Annotated in this window: 15 protein-coding genes and 1 pseudogene; 1 reads left to right on the top strand and 15 read right to left on the bottom strand. The window is 61.1% G+C overall.

Translation table 11 applies throughout. The features are described 5' to 3' along the window. Window positions 1-39: 39 nt before the first annotated feature. From GH659_RS12860 to GH659_RS12790, 15 genes and pseudogenes are all read right to left on the bottom strand, one after another. Window positions 40-696: a helix-turn-helix domain-containing protein gene (locus GH659_RS12860; protein WP_170285888.1), complete on the bottom strand. Its 657-nt coding sequence runs from the start codon at window positions 694-696 to the stop codon at window positions 40-42. A gap of 609 nt (window positions 697-1,305) precedes the next feature. Then, the gene (locus GH659_RS12855) at window positions 1,306-2,280 is read right to left on the bottom strand and encodes a hypothetical protein (RefSeq protein ID WP_153111837.1); all 975 of its coding nucleotides are present in this window, start codon (window positions 2,278-2,280) and stop codon (window positions 1,306-1,308) included. A 224-nt stretch (window positions 2,281-2,504) separates the two neighbouring features. After that, window positions 2,505-2,945 (bottom strand): carboxypeptidase-like regulatory domain-containing protein, encoded by a 441-nt coding sequence (locus GH659_RS12850; protein ID WP_153111836.1) that lies wholly within the window; start codon window positions 2,943-2,945, stop codon window positions 2,505-2,507. A gap of 128 nt (window positions 2,946-3,073) precedes the next feature. After that, a complete protein-coding gene (gene hypE / locus GH659_RS12845) occupies window positions 3,074-4,096 on the bottom strand; it encodes a hydrogenase expression/formation protein HypE (protein WP_246167847.1) in 1,023 nt (340 codons plus the stop codon). A 121-nt stretch (window positions 4,097-4,217) separates the two neighbouring features. Then, complete coding sequence (gene hypD, locus GH659_RS12840) at window positions 4,218-5,327, bottom strand: hydrogenase formation protein HypD (protein ID WP_153111835.1); 1,110 nt, start codon at window positions 5,325-5,327, stop codon at window positions 4,218-4,220. Continuing rightward, window positions 5,324-5,557: a HypC/HybG/HupF family hydrogenase formation chaperone gene (locus GH659_RS12835; RefSeq protein ID WP_153111834.1), complete on the bottom strand. Its 234-nt coding sequence runs from the start codon at window positions 5,555-5,557 to the stop codon at window positions 5,324-5,326. Before GH659_RS12835 ends, hypD begins: the two co-directional genes overlap by 4 nt. Before the next feature lie 3 nt (window positions 5,558-5,560). Then, window positions 5,561-6,658 (bottom strand): Kae1-like domain-containing protein, encoded by a 1,098-nt coding sequence (locus GH659_RS12830; RefSeq protein WP_153111833.1) that lies wholly within the window; start codon window positions 6,656-6,658, stop codon window positions 5,561-5,563. Beyond that, entirely contained in the window at window positions 6,655-7,569 is a 915-nt protein-coding gene (hypB, locus tag GH659_RS12825) for a hydrogenase nickel incorporation protein HypB (RefSeq protein WP_153111832.1), read from the bottom strand. The genes GH659_RS12830 and hypB overlap by 4 nt, the downstream gene beginning before the upstream one ends. 30 nt (window positions 7,570-7,599) lie before the next feature. Beyond that, window positions 7,600-7,941: a hydrogenase maturation nickel metallochaperone HypA gene (gene hypA / locus GH659_RS12820; protein ID WP_153111831.1), complete on the bottom strand. Its 342-nt coding sequence runs from the start codon at window positions 7,939-7,941 to the stop codon at window positions 7,600-7,602. Beyond that, window positions 7,934-8,431 (bottom strand): hydrogenase maturation protease, encoded by a 498-nt coding sequence (locus GH659_RS12815; protein ID WP_153111830.1) that lies wholly within the window; start codon window positions 8,429-8,431, stop codon window positions 7,934-7,936. Before GH659_RS12815 ends, hypA begins: the two co-directional genes overlap by 8 nt. Next, complete coding sequence (locus tag GH659_RS12810; protein ID WP_153111829.1) at window positions 8,428-9,924, bottom strand: Ni/Fe hydrogenase subunit alpha; 1,497 nt, start codon at window positions 9,922-9,924, stop codon at window positions 8,428-8,430. Before GH659_RS12810 ends, GH659_RS12815 begins: the two co-directional genes overlap by 4 nt. A gap of 12 nt (window positions 9,925-9,936) precedes the next feature. Further along, window positions 9,937-10,500, bottom strand: a complete 564-nt coding sequence (locus tag GH659_RS12805; RefSeq protein WP_246167846.1) for an NADH-quinone oxidoreductase subunit B family protein — start codon at window positions 10,498-10,500, stop codon at window positions 9,937-9,939. A 3-nt stretch (window positions 10,501-10,503) separates the two neighbouring features. Further along, on the bottom strand, window positions 10,504-11,232 hold the full coding sequence (locus GH659_RS12800) for a 2Fe-2S iron-sulfur cluster-binding protein (protein ID WP_153111828.1): 729 nt from the start codon (window positions 11,230-11,232) through the stop codon (window positions 10,504-10,506). A 16-nt stretch (window positions 11,233-11,248) separates the two neighbouring features. Further along, window positions 11,249-13,048 (bottom strand): NAD(P)H-dependent oxidoreductase subunit E, encoded by a 1,800-nt coding sequence (locus tag GH659_RS12795; RefSeq protein WP_153111827.1) that lies wholly within the window; start codon window positions 13,046-13,048, stop codon window positions 11,249-11,251. A 227-nt stretch (window positions 13,049-13,275) separates the two neighbouring features. Then, window positions 13,276-14,441, bottom strand: a pseudogene (locus tag GH659_RS12790) (IS110 family RNA-guided transposase). A gap of 27 nt (window positions 14,442-14,468) precedes the next feature. Here GH659_RS12790 and GH659_RS12785 point away from each other — a divergent pair. Further along, entirely contained in the window at window positions 14,469-14,798 is a 330-nt protein-coding gene (locus GH659_RS12785) for a transposase (protein ID WP_153111826.1), read from the top strand. The last annotated feature ends 139 nt before the right edge of the window (window positions 14,799-14,937 follow it).

The following is a 14,937-nucleotide window of genomic DNA, read 5'->3' as shown; positions in this document are numbered from 1 at the left end:
ACAAATCCGGAGATGCCTAAAGTCAGTTCAGCCTACGCCTCAAGCTGTTCTCCAGCGCGCCGGCGTTTGTCCCATGTGGCATTTGAAGGCATGCGTCAGATGCGCCTGACTGGCAAAGCCGACCTCCAGCGCGATATCGGCCACGGTTCTCTGCCGCTGCGAACGCAGCAAGTGCGCCGCGCGCGCAATCCGCATCTGCAGCACGTAGCGGTGAGGCGGCACACCGAACGTCGCCCGGAACAACCGGGAAAAATGAAAGGGGCTGATGCCCACTTCGGCGGCCATCCGCTCAACGCTCAATTCCGAATCGAGATGGGTATCGACCAGTTCGCGCACCTTCGCCTGCTGAACGGCCGACAAAACCCGCGCTTGCAAGGCCGGTTGCGCGGGTTTGCGGGCATGATGCCGCGCCAACCAGCCGACGACCATCAATGACATTCCTTCCGCATAAAGCATGCCGTTCGGAAAATCCCGCTGCATTTCATCGGCCAGCGCGTAAATGGCCTTCACCAGCACATCATCCCGATAGGAGTATTTCGTTTCCAGGTCGAAATGGTATGCATCTTCTTGCAGATAGCGCTGGATGATGTCCGGCGGCAAACGCAAACAAATGGTTTCCCCGCCGGGATCACACTCCCACCGGCCATAGTCCCGTTCATAGGTGGCGCCCAAGGTATCGATGCCTGGCGCAACCATCGGGACTTCCTGCGTCTGACCGCTACAGCGGTACCAACGGCGACCGGGGGAATACTGCGATGCGATCACGACCGGCATACCGGAAAACTGCGGCCCGCACTCGGCTCGGATCGGTATTTCCTTGCGCTCTAGGACAAGACCTTTCCATTGTTGGTGTCGAATCAGAACCGGAGTGCCGTCGCCCCCAAGAATGTGAGAACTGTGCGCCCCAACCAATTCTCTTTGCTTAGCCATAAATCACCTGTCTCGACAACCGCGCCCGGAAACAAATGCCACAAGCGGCTGGACAATTTACGCCTATTAACGCAAAAAGCCCAATCCTGCGGGCAAGAATCCCGATCGCGCAGACGGAGCTTTCCCTGACCCATCCTGGCTCGAAAATCGCCGAGCCCCCTGTTTTCATCCCGCGATAGTTATTTTTGTCTATTGCAAACGGTATCGTTTGGGATGCATTTCATCGAAGAGTACGAAGACCCCGTCGATGCGTATTTCAAAATACTGCTCCTGGATTTTCGTTTTTCTGCTTTCTATGCATCCAGGAAGGAAATGGCGACAGCGGGGGCGACGACGCCAATCCTGAAACGGCAATCACCGCCAGCCGCGGGCTGGTCAAGCCGGCAACGGAGCCGGCATGACCGGCGCCAGACCGGTTTCCAGATAGATGGTGCAACGATCGATGTATTCGCGCGTGCTCTTCGGCATGGGGGTTCGCGCGCGGGTGATATAGAAAATCAGGTCACGTCCGCAGCGAATGAGCTGCAAGCCGTCTGAAATGTTGTGCTGAACGAAGTCGGCATCATCCAGCGCGTGAGGCTGCGGGTGCGGCGCGAAATTGGCCAGGCGCTCGGCTGCGCTGACGAGATCAGCCCACACATCGAAAATATCCGGGTCAGTGCGCAAGGTTTCTGTTTTGACCCTCGCCGCCTCGGCAAACTTGCGGACCAGCGGTTCGATGCTGGAAAACGCCGGGATGGCCGAGAAATTCGTCACCATCGCATCGGCAATCCGGTCGATATCCCGCATGCTCTGACCCATCTTGATATAGCGGCTCTCATAAAAATCTTCGACGGGCACCGAAAAGGCACGGAACGGCTCGCCCCACAGTTCGTCGATGCCCTCTTCGCCACTGCGATGCAGAACGAAGCGCCCGAGCTCCATGGCATCCATCAGGCACTTTCCGCACTCCTGCATCAGGCCATCGTCGGCTGGAATTTCGACGCCCTCGGCCTGCAGTTCGACGAGTTTGCGGAAGATATCGGTCGCCCGGTTGAACATCGCACCAGCCAGCATCGCTGCCTTGACCCGTCGACGCGCCGGGTCGGTTTCAGCTTCATAGCTCTTGCGCGCTTCGGCCAGCCGGAAGCCCGGCACGTTCAGCCCGTGTTCGGTGTGATTGAACAGGCGCCGGGTCAGTGCCTCGATCAGGCGCCGCTTGGCGTCCAGCGAATTGGCCGGCACCGGATAGGTCTTGACCCAGTAGCCGTCGTAAAAAACCCGTTCCAGCCCATTGAACAAACGGCGTGTCCCCTCCTCGGGAACTTCGTCGGGCAGCGGCTTGTGGCTAAAGGAGATCACATTGCTCATGGCACCTATCCTGGCTTGTAACCAATAGACAAAACATTAGCAAGAACCGTGCAGCAGCACGTCGGATCACAACGGCACCGATTCTCGGAAAGCGCGATTTTACTGATTCTGCACAAGCCGGCAACTGCCCGATAAAAAAACGCAATGACATAAAAAACAAAGACATAAAACACCATGCGGATGCAACGAACCTCCGTACCAGAAGCGATAGCGCTGCCACAGAGCTACCAATGGAACACCATTGATGCTTGCGGCATTCCAGCGCGGACGTCCAGACGCTTTTGCTGAGTCTGCCCGTCATACGCGGCACTCACCTGATACGTACCGGTCGGAAGGCGCGTCAGCAGGTACGGACCCGCATCCCACGCATCAAGGACTTTCTTTCCCTTGCCATCGAAGATGGCAAGCTGAACCCCGGTCACATAGGCGCCGGACTTTTCGGCCAGCAGCAAGCGGACGTTGTACTCGCCTTTTGCCGCATTGATCTGTTCCAGCTCCTCCTCACCGACGCCGCCCGAAATGAAGGGCGTGCCATTGAACTCCTGCTTCATCACCCCGGGCTCGGCGGCGAATAACGCGCCGCAAAATAGACCGAGGGCCGCAACGGCGAGAGGGTTGGCGATTTTTTTGCCGATTCCTTTACGTCCTTTACGTTCTTTACGCATGGCGAACTCCTTTCGAAAAAGCGAAGACCCGGCGGAAACACGCACAGATCCTCCGAACGTTTCCATGATAGACACGCCCACCCCACAATTCCTGCGACTCTTGCAATTCCTGCAATTCCTGCCGGTTTTCAGCAAATGCGCGGGAGCGGCTCACCGCTCAGCCAGTCGAGGATGCGGCGCCCCCCCATAGGCGTCGTCATCTGGACGAAACGGTGGCGATCCTCAACGACCTCGCCGACGATCGCCGCTTCCCGCCCGAATGGATGACGCCGCATCGCGTTCAGCAACGGCTCGGCATCCGCCGGAGCGCAAATGGCGATCAGCTTGCCTTCGTTGGCAAGATAAGCGGGATCAAGGCCGAGAAATTCGCACGCTGCCGCCACGACCGGTTTGACTGGAATGGCCGCTTCGTCCAGCCGCATGCCCACGCCTGATTGCGTGGCCAACTCGTTGAGCGTCGTCGCCAGCCCGCCGCGCGTCGGATCGCGCAACGCCCGCAGTTGGGCGCCGCTGTCGAGCATGCATTCGATCAGGCCGTTGAGTGGCGCCGAATCGGAAACGATGGGCGCTTTGAAGCTGAGCCCCTCGCGTTGCGAGAGGATCGCCATGCCGTGATCGCCGATCGTACCCGAGAGCAGGATTTTGTCGCCCGGCCGGGCACGGTTTCCGGACAGCTCGACGCCATCGCGCGCCACGCCGACGCTCGTCGTCGTGATAAACACGCCATCGCCCTTTCCCTTTTCCACGACCTTGGTGTCGCCGGTCACCACCAGTACGTCCGCCGCGGCCGCCGCACGCGCCATCGATTCGACGATGCGCTGCAAATCGGCGAGCGGAAAGCCTTCTTCCAGGATGAACGAGGCCGCGAGATACAAAGGCTTCGCGCCCATCACCGCCACGTCATTGACCGTGCCGTGCACGGCCAAGCTGCCGATATCACCACCGGGAAAGAACAGCGGCGAAACAACGTGACTGTCGGTCGACATCACCAGCCGGCCAGACATCGCCGGCAGCACCGCACCATCGTCGCCCTGCGCCAGATAATCATTGGACAGCGCCTTCGCAAAAAGCTGCTCGATCAGCTCGGCCATGGCGCGACCGCCGCTACCGTGGTTCATTTCAACGCGTCCGTGGCGTAGATCCAGCTTCATTCACTTCTCCAACGATTAAAACTCTTTCAACGCAGGGGAGGCCGAGATACAGAGAGCGCAGAGTTTTGAAATCTCTGCGTTCTCTGCACCTCTGCGATCTCTGCGTTGAAAGCGGTTCACCTCAAACAGATCTGAACCGCCCATACGTGTAATGCGCGGCGCAAGCCCCCTCGGCGGACACCATGCACGCGCCGACCGGGTGATCCGGCGTGCAGGCCGAGCCGAAAATCCGGCATTCCGCCGGCCGTTTCTCGCCGCGCAGGATGGCGCCGCATTCGCACGCTTTGTTGTCAGGCACCGCGACATACTCGACGCCAAAACGCGCCTCGGCGTCGAGTGCGGCAAAACGCGGACGGAGTTTCAGGGCGCTACGCGGCAAGGTGCCAAGACCTCGCCATTCGAAGCTGTCGCGCAACTCGAATACCTCGTCCATCAGTGCCTGTGCCTTGCGGTTACCCTCCGGCGTCACCGCCCGCACAAATTCGTTTTCCACCTCGGCGCGGCCCGAATTGGTCTGGCGCACGAGCATCAGGATGGCCTGCAGCACGTCGAGCGGCTCGAAGCCGGCGATGACCACCGGCTTGCCGTATTCACGCGCGAACGGTTCATACGGGCGGCTGCCGATCACGGTCGACACATGCGCCGGCCCGACAAATCCGTCAAGCCGCGTCCCGGCGGGATGATCGAGAATCGCGTGCATCGCCGGCGGCGTCAGCACATGGTTGCAGAGCAGCGAGAAATTCGCGAGCCCCTCGGCCTCCGCCTGCCGAACGGCCACTGCCGTTGGCGGCGTCGTCGTCTCGAAACCGATGGCGAGAAAGACGACCTGCCGGTCCGGATTGCGCCGAGCCAGTTCCAGCGCATCGGTCACGGCATAGACGATGCGCACATCCGCCCCCTGCGCCTTAGCCTTGAGCAGCGACAAACCGCCCGACGCCGGCACGCGCAGACAGTCGCCATAACTGCACAGAATTACGCGCTGCTCCAGCGCCAGCCGGATGGCCTGATCGATACGCCCGATAGGCAACACGCACACTGGGCAACCCGGTCCGTGGATCATGCGGATTGCGTCGGGCAGCAGATCGGTAAGGCCGTAGCGCGAAATGGTGTGCGTGTGGCCGCCGCAAAATTCCATGAAACGGTACGGCCGCCCGCCCATCACTTCGGCAGCAATCGCCGCCGCCAGCTGACGCGCCAGTGCGCCGTCGCGAAATTCGTCGATGTATTTCATACGGACGAGGCTTGGCTTGCGTTCATCTCGGCGAATAACGCCAGCGTCCGCTCCGCCTCCTCGACGTCAAGCTTCTGCAAGGCAAACCCGACATGCACGATGACGTAGTCGCCGACATTGACGTTATCAACGAGCGACAGCGAAATCTCCTTGCGCACGCCGCCGAAATCGACGATGGCAACGTCGTCGCCAACCAACTGCTCGACGCGCGCCGGAATGGCCAGACACATGATTCATCTCTCCTGCAAATGTTGGACGGCCACCCAGGCTTGCCCGAGCGACAAGGCGCTATCCCCCGGCGACAGGCGGCGGGCGGTCTGCATCTCGATCCCGCGCTCGCGTAGCAAGCCGAACAACCGCTGCACCAGCAAACGGTTAAGGAAACAACCGCCGCCGCAGGCCACCCGGCGAATCCCCTGCCGTTCAGCCGCCTCGGCCACCCAGTCGGCCAAACCGGCGGCCAGCGTGGCGTGGAACAGCGCGGCACCATAGCCGATATCGACATCTCCGGCCAGCACCGCCAGCAGCGGGCGAAAATCCAGCGTCTCGCCCAACGCGTAACCGTCGGCCAACGCCACGACCTTGCCGTGCCGTTCGGCCAGCGCCTGCAAGGCCATCGCCGCTTCGCCCTCGAACGACTGCACGGGGCAGAGGCCGAGCAGACCGGCGGCGGCGTCGAACAGGCGCCCGAGGCTGGTCGTCGGCGGGCAGTTGAAATCGCGTTCGAGCATCGCCGCGACCGTCGGCGCGGCCGGCTGATCGGCAAAACGCGCCGCGATTTCGTGCGGTCGATCGAGACTGGCCAGCGCCGAGGCCGCCATCCGCCACGTCTCACGCGCCGCCCGGTCGCCACCGGGCAGACGCAGCGGCTGCAAATGGCCGAGACGTTGGAAGCACGCACCGTCGAGGCGCAGCAGTTCGCCGCCCCACGCCTGACCATCGCTGCCGAGGCCGACACCGTCCATCGCCAGCCCGAGCACCGGACCGCTCACGCCATGTTCGGCGCACACCGCGGCGATGTGGGCGTGGTGATGCTGCACGCCGAGCGCCGGCATGCCGCATCGCTCGGCAATCTGCAAGGCCAGCCGGGTACTGAAAAAATCGGGATGCAGGTCGTGCGCGACGATGGCCGGTTCGATGCGCTGCTCGGCACAGAGTTGGCCGACCGTCCGCTCCAGCGCCTCGCACGCCCCGGCATCGACCAGATCGCCGATCGTTTCGGAAACGAACGCCGTGTTGCCGCGCACGGCGCAGACCGAACTCTTCAGCCAGGCGCCGAGCGCGAGAACGCCGGGTGCGGCAATCGGCAAATCGATGACGGTAACGCTCATTCGGCAGCCGTCTGCTGCGCCCGAAGTTGCGTTTCCAATTGCGCTTCCAGTTCCGCCACACGGCGCTTGAGTGCGGCGATGCTCTCGTTGCGCTTCGCCAGTACGGCGGTGAGTTCCCGCCTGAGCCAGTCCAGCCAGGCCGCCATTCCCTCGCCAGTCGTCGCCGAGATTTGCAGCACCTCGATGGCCGGATTGACGCGGCGCGCGTTACCGAGCACCTGCTGTACGTCGAATTGCAGGTGCGGCAGCAGGTCGCACTTGTTGAGCAGCATCAGGCGCGCGGCGCGAAACATGTCGGGGTACTTGAGCGGCTTGTCCTCGCCTTCGGTGACCGAGAGGATGACGACTTTCGCCGCTTCGCCGAGATCGAACGCCGCCGGACAGACGAGGTTACCAACGTTCTCGATGAACATGATGGATTCCGGCAAGGGGTTCAGTTCGCCCAAGGCCTCCTGCACGCGCTGCGCATCAAGGTGACAGCTTTTGCCAGTATTGATCTGCACAGCCTGCGCTCCCGCACTGCGGATGCGCTCGGCGTCGAGGCTGGTCTGCTGGTCGCCTTCGATGACGGCCAGCGGCGTTTTATCGTGCAACGCAGCGATGGTCCGCACCAGCAGCGCGGTCTTACCCGAGCCGGGGCTGGAAACGAGGTTCAGCGCCAGCACGCCGTCCTGCTCGAAGCGCTGGCGGTTGGCGGCGGCGAAGGCGTTGTTCTTGGCCAGAATGTCGCGCTCGATCTGCACCAGCCGGGTCGATTCATGCGCATGCTTGCGGTGCTGTTCATGATCGCGCGCATGGCCATGGGGAGAATGGTGCGTGTGCCGGTAAACGAGGCCATCCGGCCCGACGTGTTCATGCTCGTCGTTATCGTTATGAATCTCGCCGCTCTGGCAGCCACACGTCGTGCACATGACGATTTCTCCTGTTTTTCGCTGTTTTCCCTACTCCACTTCCAGCGAGGTCACTTTCATTTCCATGCCGCCGGTCGCCTGTAACTGGCAGTTGCCGCAATACGGGCAGGCGGCGATGATTTCGGGCATCGGCACCGTCGTCGCGCATTCGACGCACCAGCCACTGCCCGGCACCTCGACGATTTCGAGTTCCGCGCCTTCGGCGAGGCTGCCGCGCATCGCCGCATCAAAGCAGAAGCGCATCGCCTCGGGCTCAACGGCGGCCAATTGTCCGATTTCAAGCGTCACTTTGCGAACCGCCTGAAAACCCTCCACCTCGGCCGTTTCCTCGATGATCTGCAGCACGCCTTCGGCCAGCGACATTTCATGCATGATCGATCTCCGTATAGCGCCGCCATTCGCCCGGCGTCGGCTGCTCGAACAGTTGCCGGCAGAAGCCGGTAGCCCGTTCTAGATTGCTTGCAGCCGCACCGGAAAGCGGCTCACCCAAGCCAAAGCCAACCCCGGCCACGCAGAGCACAAACGCCGCTGGCGGCGCTATTGCATGCACTTTGTCGAATACGCCAAGCAGCGCTTCCGGCGTCAATGCGTGCGAAGTGTGAGCATCGCACGGCGCCGGACGGGCTTCGTAAAAGGAGAAAGGCGCCGCCCGCCCCTGACCGGCATCGACGAACAGCACCAGATCGCGCCCGAGCATATCCAATGTATTCTCGATCTGCAGCTGGAATTCTTCGATGACTTCGACCGGTGCATCCCCCTGCGATTTCTCCAGCCAAGTCTCTATCTCTCGCGCCAGCCTCGGCCCGAGCGCGTCGTCGCCACGGCTTTCATTGCCGATGGCAAAGAGCAGAATCGGCTTCATTCTCTTCGGCCCGAGATTTCGCCAGCGCCGGTTTTTTCCAGCCTGTCGAGTTCGCTTCCCGCCCTGTCCTGCAAAACCACTTGCAGCGGCATCTTGCCGAGCGCATGCGTCGCACAGGACAGACACGGATCGAAGGCGCGAATTGCCACCTCAATGTGATTGAGCAGCCCTTCCGTCAATTTGCGTCCGTTCAGATATTGCCTGGCAACGCGCCGCACCGCCTCGTTCATCGGCTGATTGTTGTGCGTCGTCGACACGATCAGATTACACATGGTCACCAGATCATCGTCGCCCACAGCGTAGTGATGGATCAGCGTGCCGCGCGGCGCTTCGATGATGCCGACCCCCTCCGGCTGATGCGCCCCTTCGCGCACCAGATCGCCGCCCAGCAGATCATCGGTTTGCAACAGCGTCTTGATCGTTTCGGCGGCGTACAGCATCTCGATCATGCGCGCCCAGTGGTAGGCCAACGGTGCGTGGATCAATTGTCCTTTGCCGTAATCGATGAATTCGCGTCGCTCAGCCTCGGCCAGCGGTGAGGGGATGAAGTCGCAGTTCTGGACGCGCGCCAGCGGCCCGACCTTGTACCAGCCGGCTTCCGTTCCCAAGTGTTTGAGGAACGGGAATTTCATGTAACTCCACGGTTTCACTTCCTCGCCGATCCACTGGTGGTAGTCCTTTGCCTCGACGCCATCGAGAAGAATGCCGCCATCCGCATCGCGCGCACGCAGGACGCCATCGTAAAAATCGAGCGCTCCGTCATCGCGGACAATCGACAGGAGGTTGGAGCGGAAGGTGCCGAAATCGTCGTAGAGCACCGGATCGGTGGCATGCAGGCGCTTGACCATGACCACCGCCTCGCGACTCCAGGCGATCATCTGGTCGATACCGGCCAACAGTTCATCGCGCTCATCAACCGTCAGCGACCGATTCACGCCGCCCGGAATGGCCCCGGTGCCGTGAATGCGCTTGCCGGCGGTATGGCGAATCACTTCCTGCCCGTACTTGCGGAGCAGCACGCCCTGCTTGGCGATTTCCGGATAGGCGGCTGCCACGCCGACGATATTCCGCCGGCCGACATCGCTCGCGAAGCCGAACAACAGGTCAGGCGACGAGAGGTGAAAAAAGTGCAACGCGTGCGACTGCAGCATCTGGCCGTAATGCATCAAACGGCGCACGACCGCGGCTGTCGGCGTCAGCACCGGCGCGCCGACGACGTGGTCGAACGCCTTCGACGCGGCCAGATGGTGCGACACCGGACAGATGCCGCACAGGCGCTGCACCATGACCGGCACTTCCCAATACGGCCGCCCTTGAATGAATTTTTCGAAGCCGCGGAATTCGACGATATGCAGGCGCACCTGCTGAATCTCGTCGTTGTCGTCGATCAGCAGCGTCACCTTGCCGTGCCCCTCGACGCGCGAGACGGGATCGATGGCCACGCGGCGCAGGTTGCCGGCATCGGCACGGGCGGTTTCCAGTTCGAAGCTCATGATTCAATCGCCTCAGTCAAAACGCAGCAAGGGATGCCCCAGCCGCGGCGTGCGTCCGGCCAGCAGATCGGTCAGGAATTTCCAGATCGCGTCGCCCGACGGCGGGCAACCGGGGATGAAATAGTCGATACGCACGACTTCATGAATCGGATGCACCTGATCGAGCGGCAACGGCAACTCGGGATCGTTCGGCACCTGCCCGTTTTCAACGTTAAGCCCGGTCAGATAGACCTCTTGCAGACAGCGACCGATATCAAAGCTGTTCCGCAACGCCGGCAGACCGCCATTGATCGCGCAGGCGCCAATCGCGATCAGCACCTTGCAGTTCTTGCGGAACTCGCGCAACACATGCACGTTTTCGGAGTTGCACACGCCGCCTTCGATCAGGCCGATATCGCACGGCCCGCAATGCTTGATGTCGGTGAGCGGCGAGCGGTCGAACTCGACCAGTTCGACAAGTTCGAGCAGCCGCTCGTCGATATCGAGGAACGACATGTGGCAGCCGAAGCAGCCGGCCAGCGAGGTGGTGGCAACGCGCACTTTGGGTTTCACGGCAACCGCATCCATCGCGTCCATAGTTCACTCCTCCGCTTTCGCCGACCGCGCCGCCAGCTCGTCCATCTGCTGGCCGATCGGCGTCTCGTCGTATTGCCGCTGGCCGATCGGCACGGCGAATCCCTTGCGCTTTTCCAGAATGACGCCGACCGGGCAGACATGCGCGGCCCGGTCCTGCAACGAAAAATCGGTATCGGCCAGTTGGCCGGAGCGGGCGTTGACGATCAGGTGCTTGTGGATGCCACGCCCGGCCAGCGCGAACACGTTCTTGCCGTCGACATCGCGGCTGGCCCGCACACAGAGCTCGCAAAGAATGCAACGGTTGAAATCGAGCAGGAAATCCGGGTGCGAGGCATCGACCGGTCGGTTCGGAAAAAACTGCTCGAAACGCGGCGATAGCATTTCCAGTTCATAGGCCAACGCCTGCAACATGCAATTGCCACTCTTCTCGCACGACGGGCAGAAGTGGTTGCCCTCGACGAAAAGCATCTGCAGCAGCGTCCGCCGCTTGTCGTTGAGGTCCGGGGTGTTGTTCTCGACTTCCATCCCGTCCTTGGCACTCATCGTGCATGCCGACACGTAGCGGCCACTGGCCTTGACCGTGCACAGCTTGCAACTGCCCTGTGGCGTAAATTCGGGATGGTGGCAAAGATGCGGGATGAAAATTTTGGCGGCCATCGCCGCCTCCATGATCGTCTGGCCGTATTCGAAGCTGACGGGTACGCCGTCGATCAGCATGGTGCCTGTAGTCATGGCAGAACTCCCTGATTTACTGCCCGAAATGGGCCCCCGAATCGTCCCGGCCCGTCAACTGCCGGGACGTCGCCAACGATTCGTCCAGATCGAAAGATGGTTCGAAATCCAGCGCCCGCAAATGCCGTTCGTAAGCAGGACGAAACTTCTGCAGCGTATCCATGACCGGATTGCACGCCGCCTGACCGAGACCGCAATGGCTAGCCGCCTGCATCACGCGCTGCAGACTGACGATCTCGTTGATGTCGTATTGCGAGCCACTCCCGCTGGCAACTTTATCCATCAGCTTGGCAACCAGCGCCGTGCCAACCCTGCACGGCGTGCAGAAACCGCAACTCTCGTGGGCGAAGAAGTGGGAAAAATTGCGCGCTACTTCGAACATGTCGCGATGCGCGCCAAAGACCATGAAAGCCCCCGCCGTTGGCACGTCCTCGAAGGCGATCCGACGCCCGAATTCATGCACGGCCAGGCACACGCCGGAAGCGCCGCTAATCTGCACGGCCTGCGCATTGCCGGCACCGCAATCATTCAGCACCCTATCTACCGACACGCCGAACGGGTACTCGTAAATCCCCGGCACCTCGACATCGCCGGATACCGAAATCAGTTTTGTCCCGGTCGATTGCTTGGTGCCCAACCCCGCGAACCACGCCCCGCCATTGAGGGCGATCGTTGCCGCTTTGCACAGCGTCTCGACGTTATTGACCACCGTCGGTTGGCCCAGATAGCCGCGCGTCACCGGGAATGGCGGCCGCACCCGCGGCACGCCGCGCTTGCCCTCCAATGATTCGATCAGCGCCGTTTCTTCTCCACAGACGTACGCGCCGGCGCCGAGATGGATTTCGATATCGAAATCGAAGCCGACCTGGCCGCAAACGGTCGTCCCAAGCAATCCGTCAATTCGGCGCCGCTCAAGGTTGGCGAGCAATTTCGGTAACAGATAACGATATTCCCCGCGTAAATAGACAAGGCCTTTCGTCGCACCGACGGCAAACCCCGCCACCGTCATACCATCGAATAAAAGATCCGCATAGCTGTTCAATAGCACGCGATCCTTGAAGGTACCCGGCTCGCCCTCGTCGGCATTGCATACAATGTAGCGCTCCGCGCGCTCGCCCTGACACGGCGCCAGACGTGCCGATTCCCATTTAACCGCCGTAGTGAATCCGGCACCACCGCGGCCACGCAGGTTGGACAATTTCATTTCCGCCAGCACGCCGTCAGCGCCCCGCGCCAGCGCCGCGCGAATCGGCTCACCGGCTTGCCAGTCGCCCCCCAGGAGAACATCTCGCCGGCGAATGTTGTCAGCAACAACGAAATATTCGTGCGGCCAGTCGGTGAGCGCGACCTTACCCCGTATCAACTCGCTGATGCGGTCGACACGCTCAACAGACATCCGCGTCAGCACATGGCCATTCACCAAGAGAGCCGGCCCCTGGTCGCACATTCCGGTACAGGACGTGAAATCAACGCTCACCAGCCCATCTTCCGCCGGCTTTCCCGGCTCAACCCACAAATTGCGGCAAAATCGCTCCATCAGCGCCTGATTGCCGAGCATACGATCAGTAATGTTGTCGGAAAAAAGTACCCGGTATCTTCCAGGCGGCTGCAGATGCAAGAAGGAATAAAAGCTCGCGGCCCCCTCGACGCGGGCACGCGGCAAGTTCAGTTTCGTAGCAAGATAGTCGATGGCGTCCTGATGCAAATACCCGAAACAGTCCTGCGCTTCCCGGAGAATCTGAACAAGATAGTCTGAACGATTTTCAAAGCGCGTCAGAATCGGATCTAGATAGGCACAGTGCTTGAAATCATCCATGAACACCACCTCCCGGCAACATCTCGCTTGGCGCAAAAAACCCCATCCATCACAACATACACCACGCCACATGAGCGCGCTATGTGTAAGTGACGAGTGTTAGTGAGAGGGCATTGCCCGAACGCTTGTGAGCGATTCAGAGTGGCGAACTTTAACGTGAAAGAACCGGAATTCGAGGCGAGCAAAGGCCTGACCGGAGACGGTCATCGAAATGACGATGCGGCGAATCAGGCGGCGGCGGGGATAAAGCCGAAGCGAGTGAGGGCCTTGATCCAGCGAGGGGCGTTGCGTTGAACGGAGATGGCTTCGTAATCGGTGTTGGAATCCCTGTAGGGTTCGTTGCGTTTGAGCATGAAGAAGATCGTGCGCAGAATTTTGTGAGCCAAGGCGACGATGGAACGCCTATCGCCGCGACGGACGATCAACGATTGGAACTTCGACTTGAAGACGGACTTTGTTCGGCTGGCCGCATGAGCGAATTCGCAAAGGAGTCGGCGGACGTAGAGATTGCCTTTGCGAACCCGGACAGATGCCGACCCAGGAGGCCAGGCGGTCAGCACTGCCGAAGGCCGTCATATCGCCCCCGATCTCAACCAGCAGCATGGCCGCGCCGATAAGGTCGACGCCGGGCAGGGTTTGCAGCAGGGCGAGAGCGTTGTGCTGATCCTTGAGTTCGGCGAGAAGTCGGGCATCGAATCGTGCGATGCGCGCCTCGATCTCCTCGACGTGTCGCATCAATTCGTCGAGCACGAAGCGATGGCTGTCGGTCAGATCGCCCTGCAAGGCGTCGAACAACTCCTCGCGACTGGCGAACTTCAGCACCTCCTGCGGCGCTTGACCGAGGATGATTGCCTTGACCATGGCTCGCGCCGATTGCCCGTGCAAATCGCTGACCACCACGCCCAGGCGAACGCCGCCGTCGGTGAGCACCTTGTGCAGGCGGTTCTTCTCGGAGGCCAATTGCCCGACCAACTTCTGCCGCTGGCGCGAGATCAGGCGCAACTCACGCAGTTTTGCCGGCGGAATGAACGAGCCTCGCAACAGACCGGCGCGCGCCAACGTTGCCAGCCATTGCGCGTCGCCGACATCGGTCTTGCGCCCGGGGACGTTCTTGACGTGCCGAGCATTGACCACCTGAGCACGAATGCCGACCGTCTCCAGCGCGACGTACGGACTCTTCCAGTAAATGCCGGTGCTTTCCATTACGACTTCGTCCGGCCGCAGGGCCGCTGCCCACTCGGCCAGTGCCCGTCGGTCCTTCTTGAAGGCACCAAATTGCCGCTGCTCGATTCGAGTCGTTCCGTCGGCCTCTTCGATAATCGCGCAGGCCGTGATCTGCGCCGTAAGCGTCCAACCCGACCACATTGAACGCAGCAAGAAAGCTTGGGAGCATAGTGTCCACTAATTTTTGGTGGATACTATGCTCCCAACGACACAAGCCCCACGGCGCCGTCGCCGTTATCACAGCCCCGAATTCAAATCGCAGGTCGTCACCGCCTGTCAGGTGCCCGGCATTTCAGTGGCCGCGATTGCGCAGCGGAATCAACTCAACGCCAACCTGGTCAGGCGCTGGATCAAAGCGGCCGCCGAGGCGGGCGCCGGCGTAACGAAGGTTGGCGCCGCCGACAATCCGTCCTCACCGGCGGCGGCCGCCACCTCCCTGCCAGCGGCCTTTGTTCCCGTCCGCGTGGTTGGTCCAGGGCAATCGCACCAAACCCGAAATGCCACCGTCGTGAACATGCCAAAATAGCCGTTCACAATCAATCAGTTACAAAGGGGCTGTTCACAGGGCGTTGATTTGTGTAGTTTTCTGTCTTTTTGGGTGGCGTATGGAGACGGAGAAAGCGGCTACGGCAAATCAACGAGTCTCGCTGACGGAGGTCTTTTCG

Source organism: Propionivibrio limicola, assembly GCF_009469695.1.
In the GTDB taxonomy this organism is placed as follows: Bacteria; Pseudomonadota; Gammaproteobacteria; order Burkholderiales; family Rhodocyclaceae; genus Propionivibrio; species Propionivibrio limicola.
This window is presented reverse-complemented; position numbering and strand designations above follow the sequence as displayed.

What these genes read in the sequence shown, in the direction of transcription:
- hypE (WP_246167847.1), bottom strand. Translation starts at nt 4,096, where the DNA reads ATGAAGCTGGATCTACGCCACGGACGCGTTGAAATGAACCACGGTAGC.
- GH659_RS12810 (WP_153111829.1), bottom strand. Translation starts at nt 9,924, where the DNA reads ATGAGCTTCGAACTGGAAACCGCCCGTGCCGATGCCGGCAACCTGCGC.
- hypD (WP_153111835.1), bottom strand. Translation starts at nt 5,327, where the DNA reads ATGAAATACATCGACGAATTTCGCGACGGCGCACTGGCGCGTCAGCTG.
- GH659_RS12855 (WP_153111837.1), bottom strand. Translation starts at nt 2,280, where the DNA reads ATGAGCAATGTGATCTCCTTTAGCCACAAGCCGCTGCCCGACGAAGTT.
- GH659_RS12850 (WP_153111836.1), bottom strand. Translation starts at nt 2,945, where the DNA reads ATGCGTAAAGAACGTAAAGGACGTAAAGGAATCGGCAAAAAAATCGCC.
- GH659_RS12830 (WP_153111833.1), bottom strand. Translation starts at nt 6,658, where the DNA reads ATGAGCGTTACCGTCATCGATTTGCCGATTGCCGCACCCGGCGTTCTC.
- GH659_RS12835 (WP_153111834.1), bottom strand. Translation starts at nt 5,557, where the DNA reads ATGTGTCTGGCCATTCCGGCGCGCGTCGAGCAGTTGGTTGGCGACGAC.
- GH659_RS12800 (WP_153111828.1), bottom strand. Translation starts at nt 11,232, where the DNA reads ATGACTACAGGCACCATGCTGATCGACGGCGTACCCGTCAGCTTCGAA.
- GH659_RS12860 (WP_170285888.1), bottom strand. Translation starts at nt 696, where the DNA reads ATGGTTGCGCCAGGCATCGATACCTTGGGCGCCACCTATGAACGGGAC.
- hypB (WP_153111832.1), bottom strand. Translation starts at nt 7,569, where the DNA reads ATGTGCACGACGTGTGGCTGCCAGAGCGGCGAGATTCATAACGATAAC.
- hypA (WP_153111831.1), bottom strand. Translation starts at nt 7,941, where the DNA reads ATGCATGAAATGTCGCTGGCCGAAGGCGTGCTGCAGATCATCGAGGAA.
- GH659_RS12805 (WP_246167846.1), bottom strand. Translation starts at nt 10,500, where the DNA reads ATGGACGCGATGGATGCGGTTGCCGTGAAACCCAAAGTGCGCGTTGCC.
- GH659_RS12815 (WP_153111830.1), bottom strand. Translation starts at nt 8,431, where the DNA reads ATGAAGCCGATTCTGCTCTTTGCCATCGGCAATGAAAGCCGTGGCGAC.
- GH659_RS12795 (WP_153111827.1), bottom strand. Translation starts at nt 13,048, where the DNA reads ATGGATGATTTCAAGCACTGTGCCTATCTAGATCCGATTCTGACGCGC.
- GH659_RS12785 (WP_153111826.1), top strand. Translation starts at nt 14,469, where the DNA reads ATGCTCCCAACGACACAAGCCCCACGGCGCCGTCGCCGTTATCACAGC.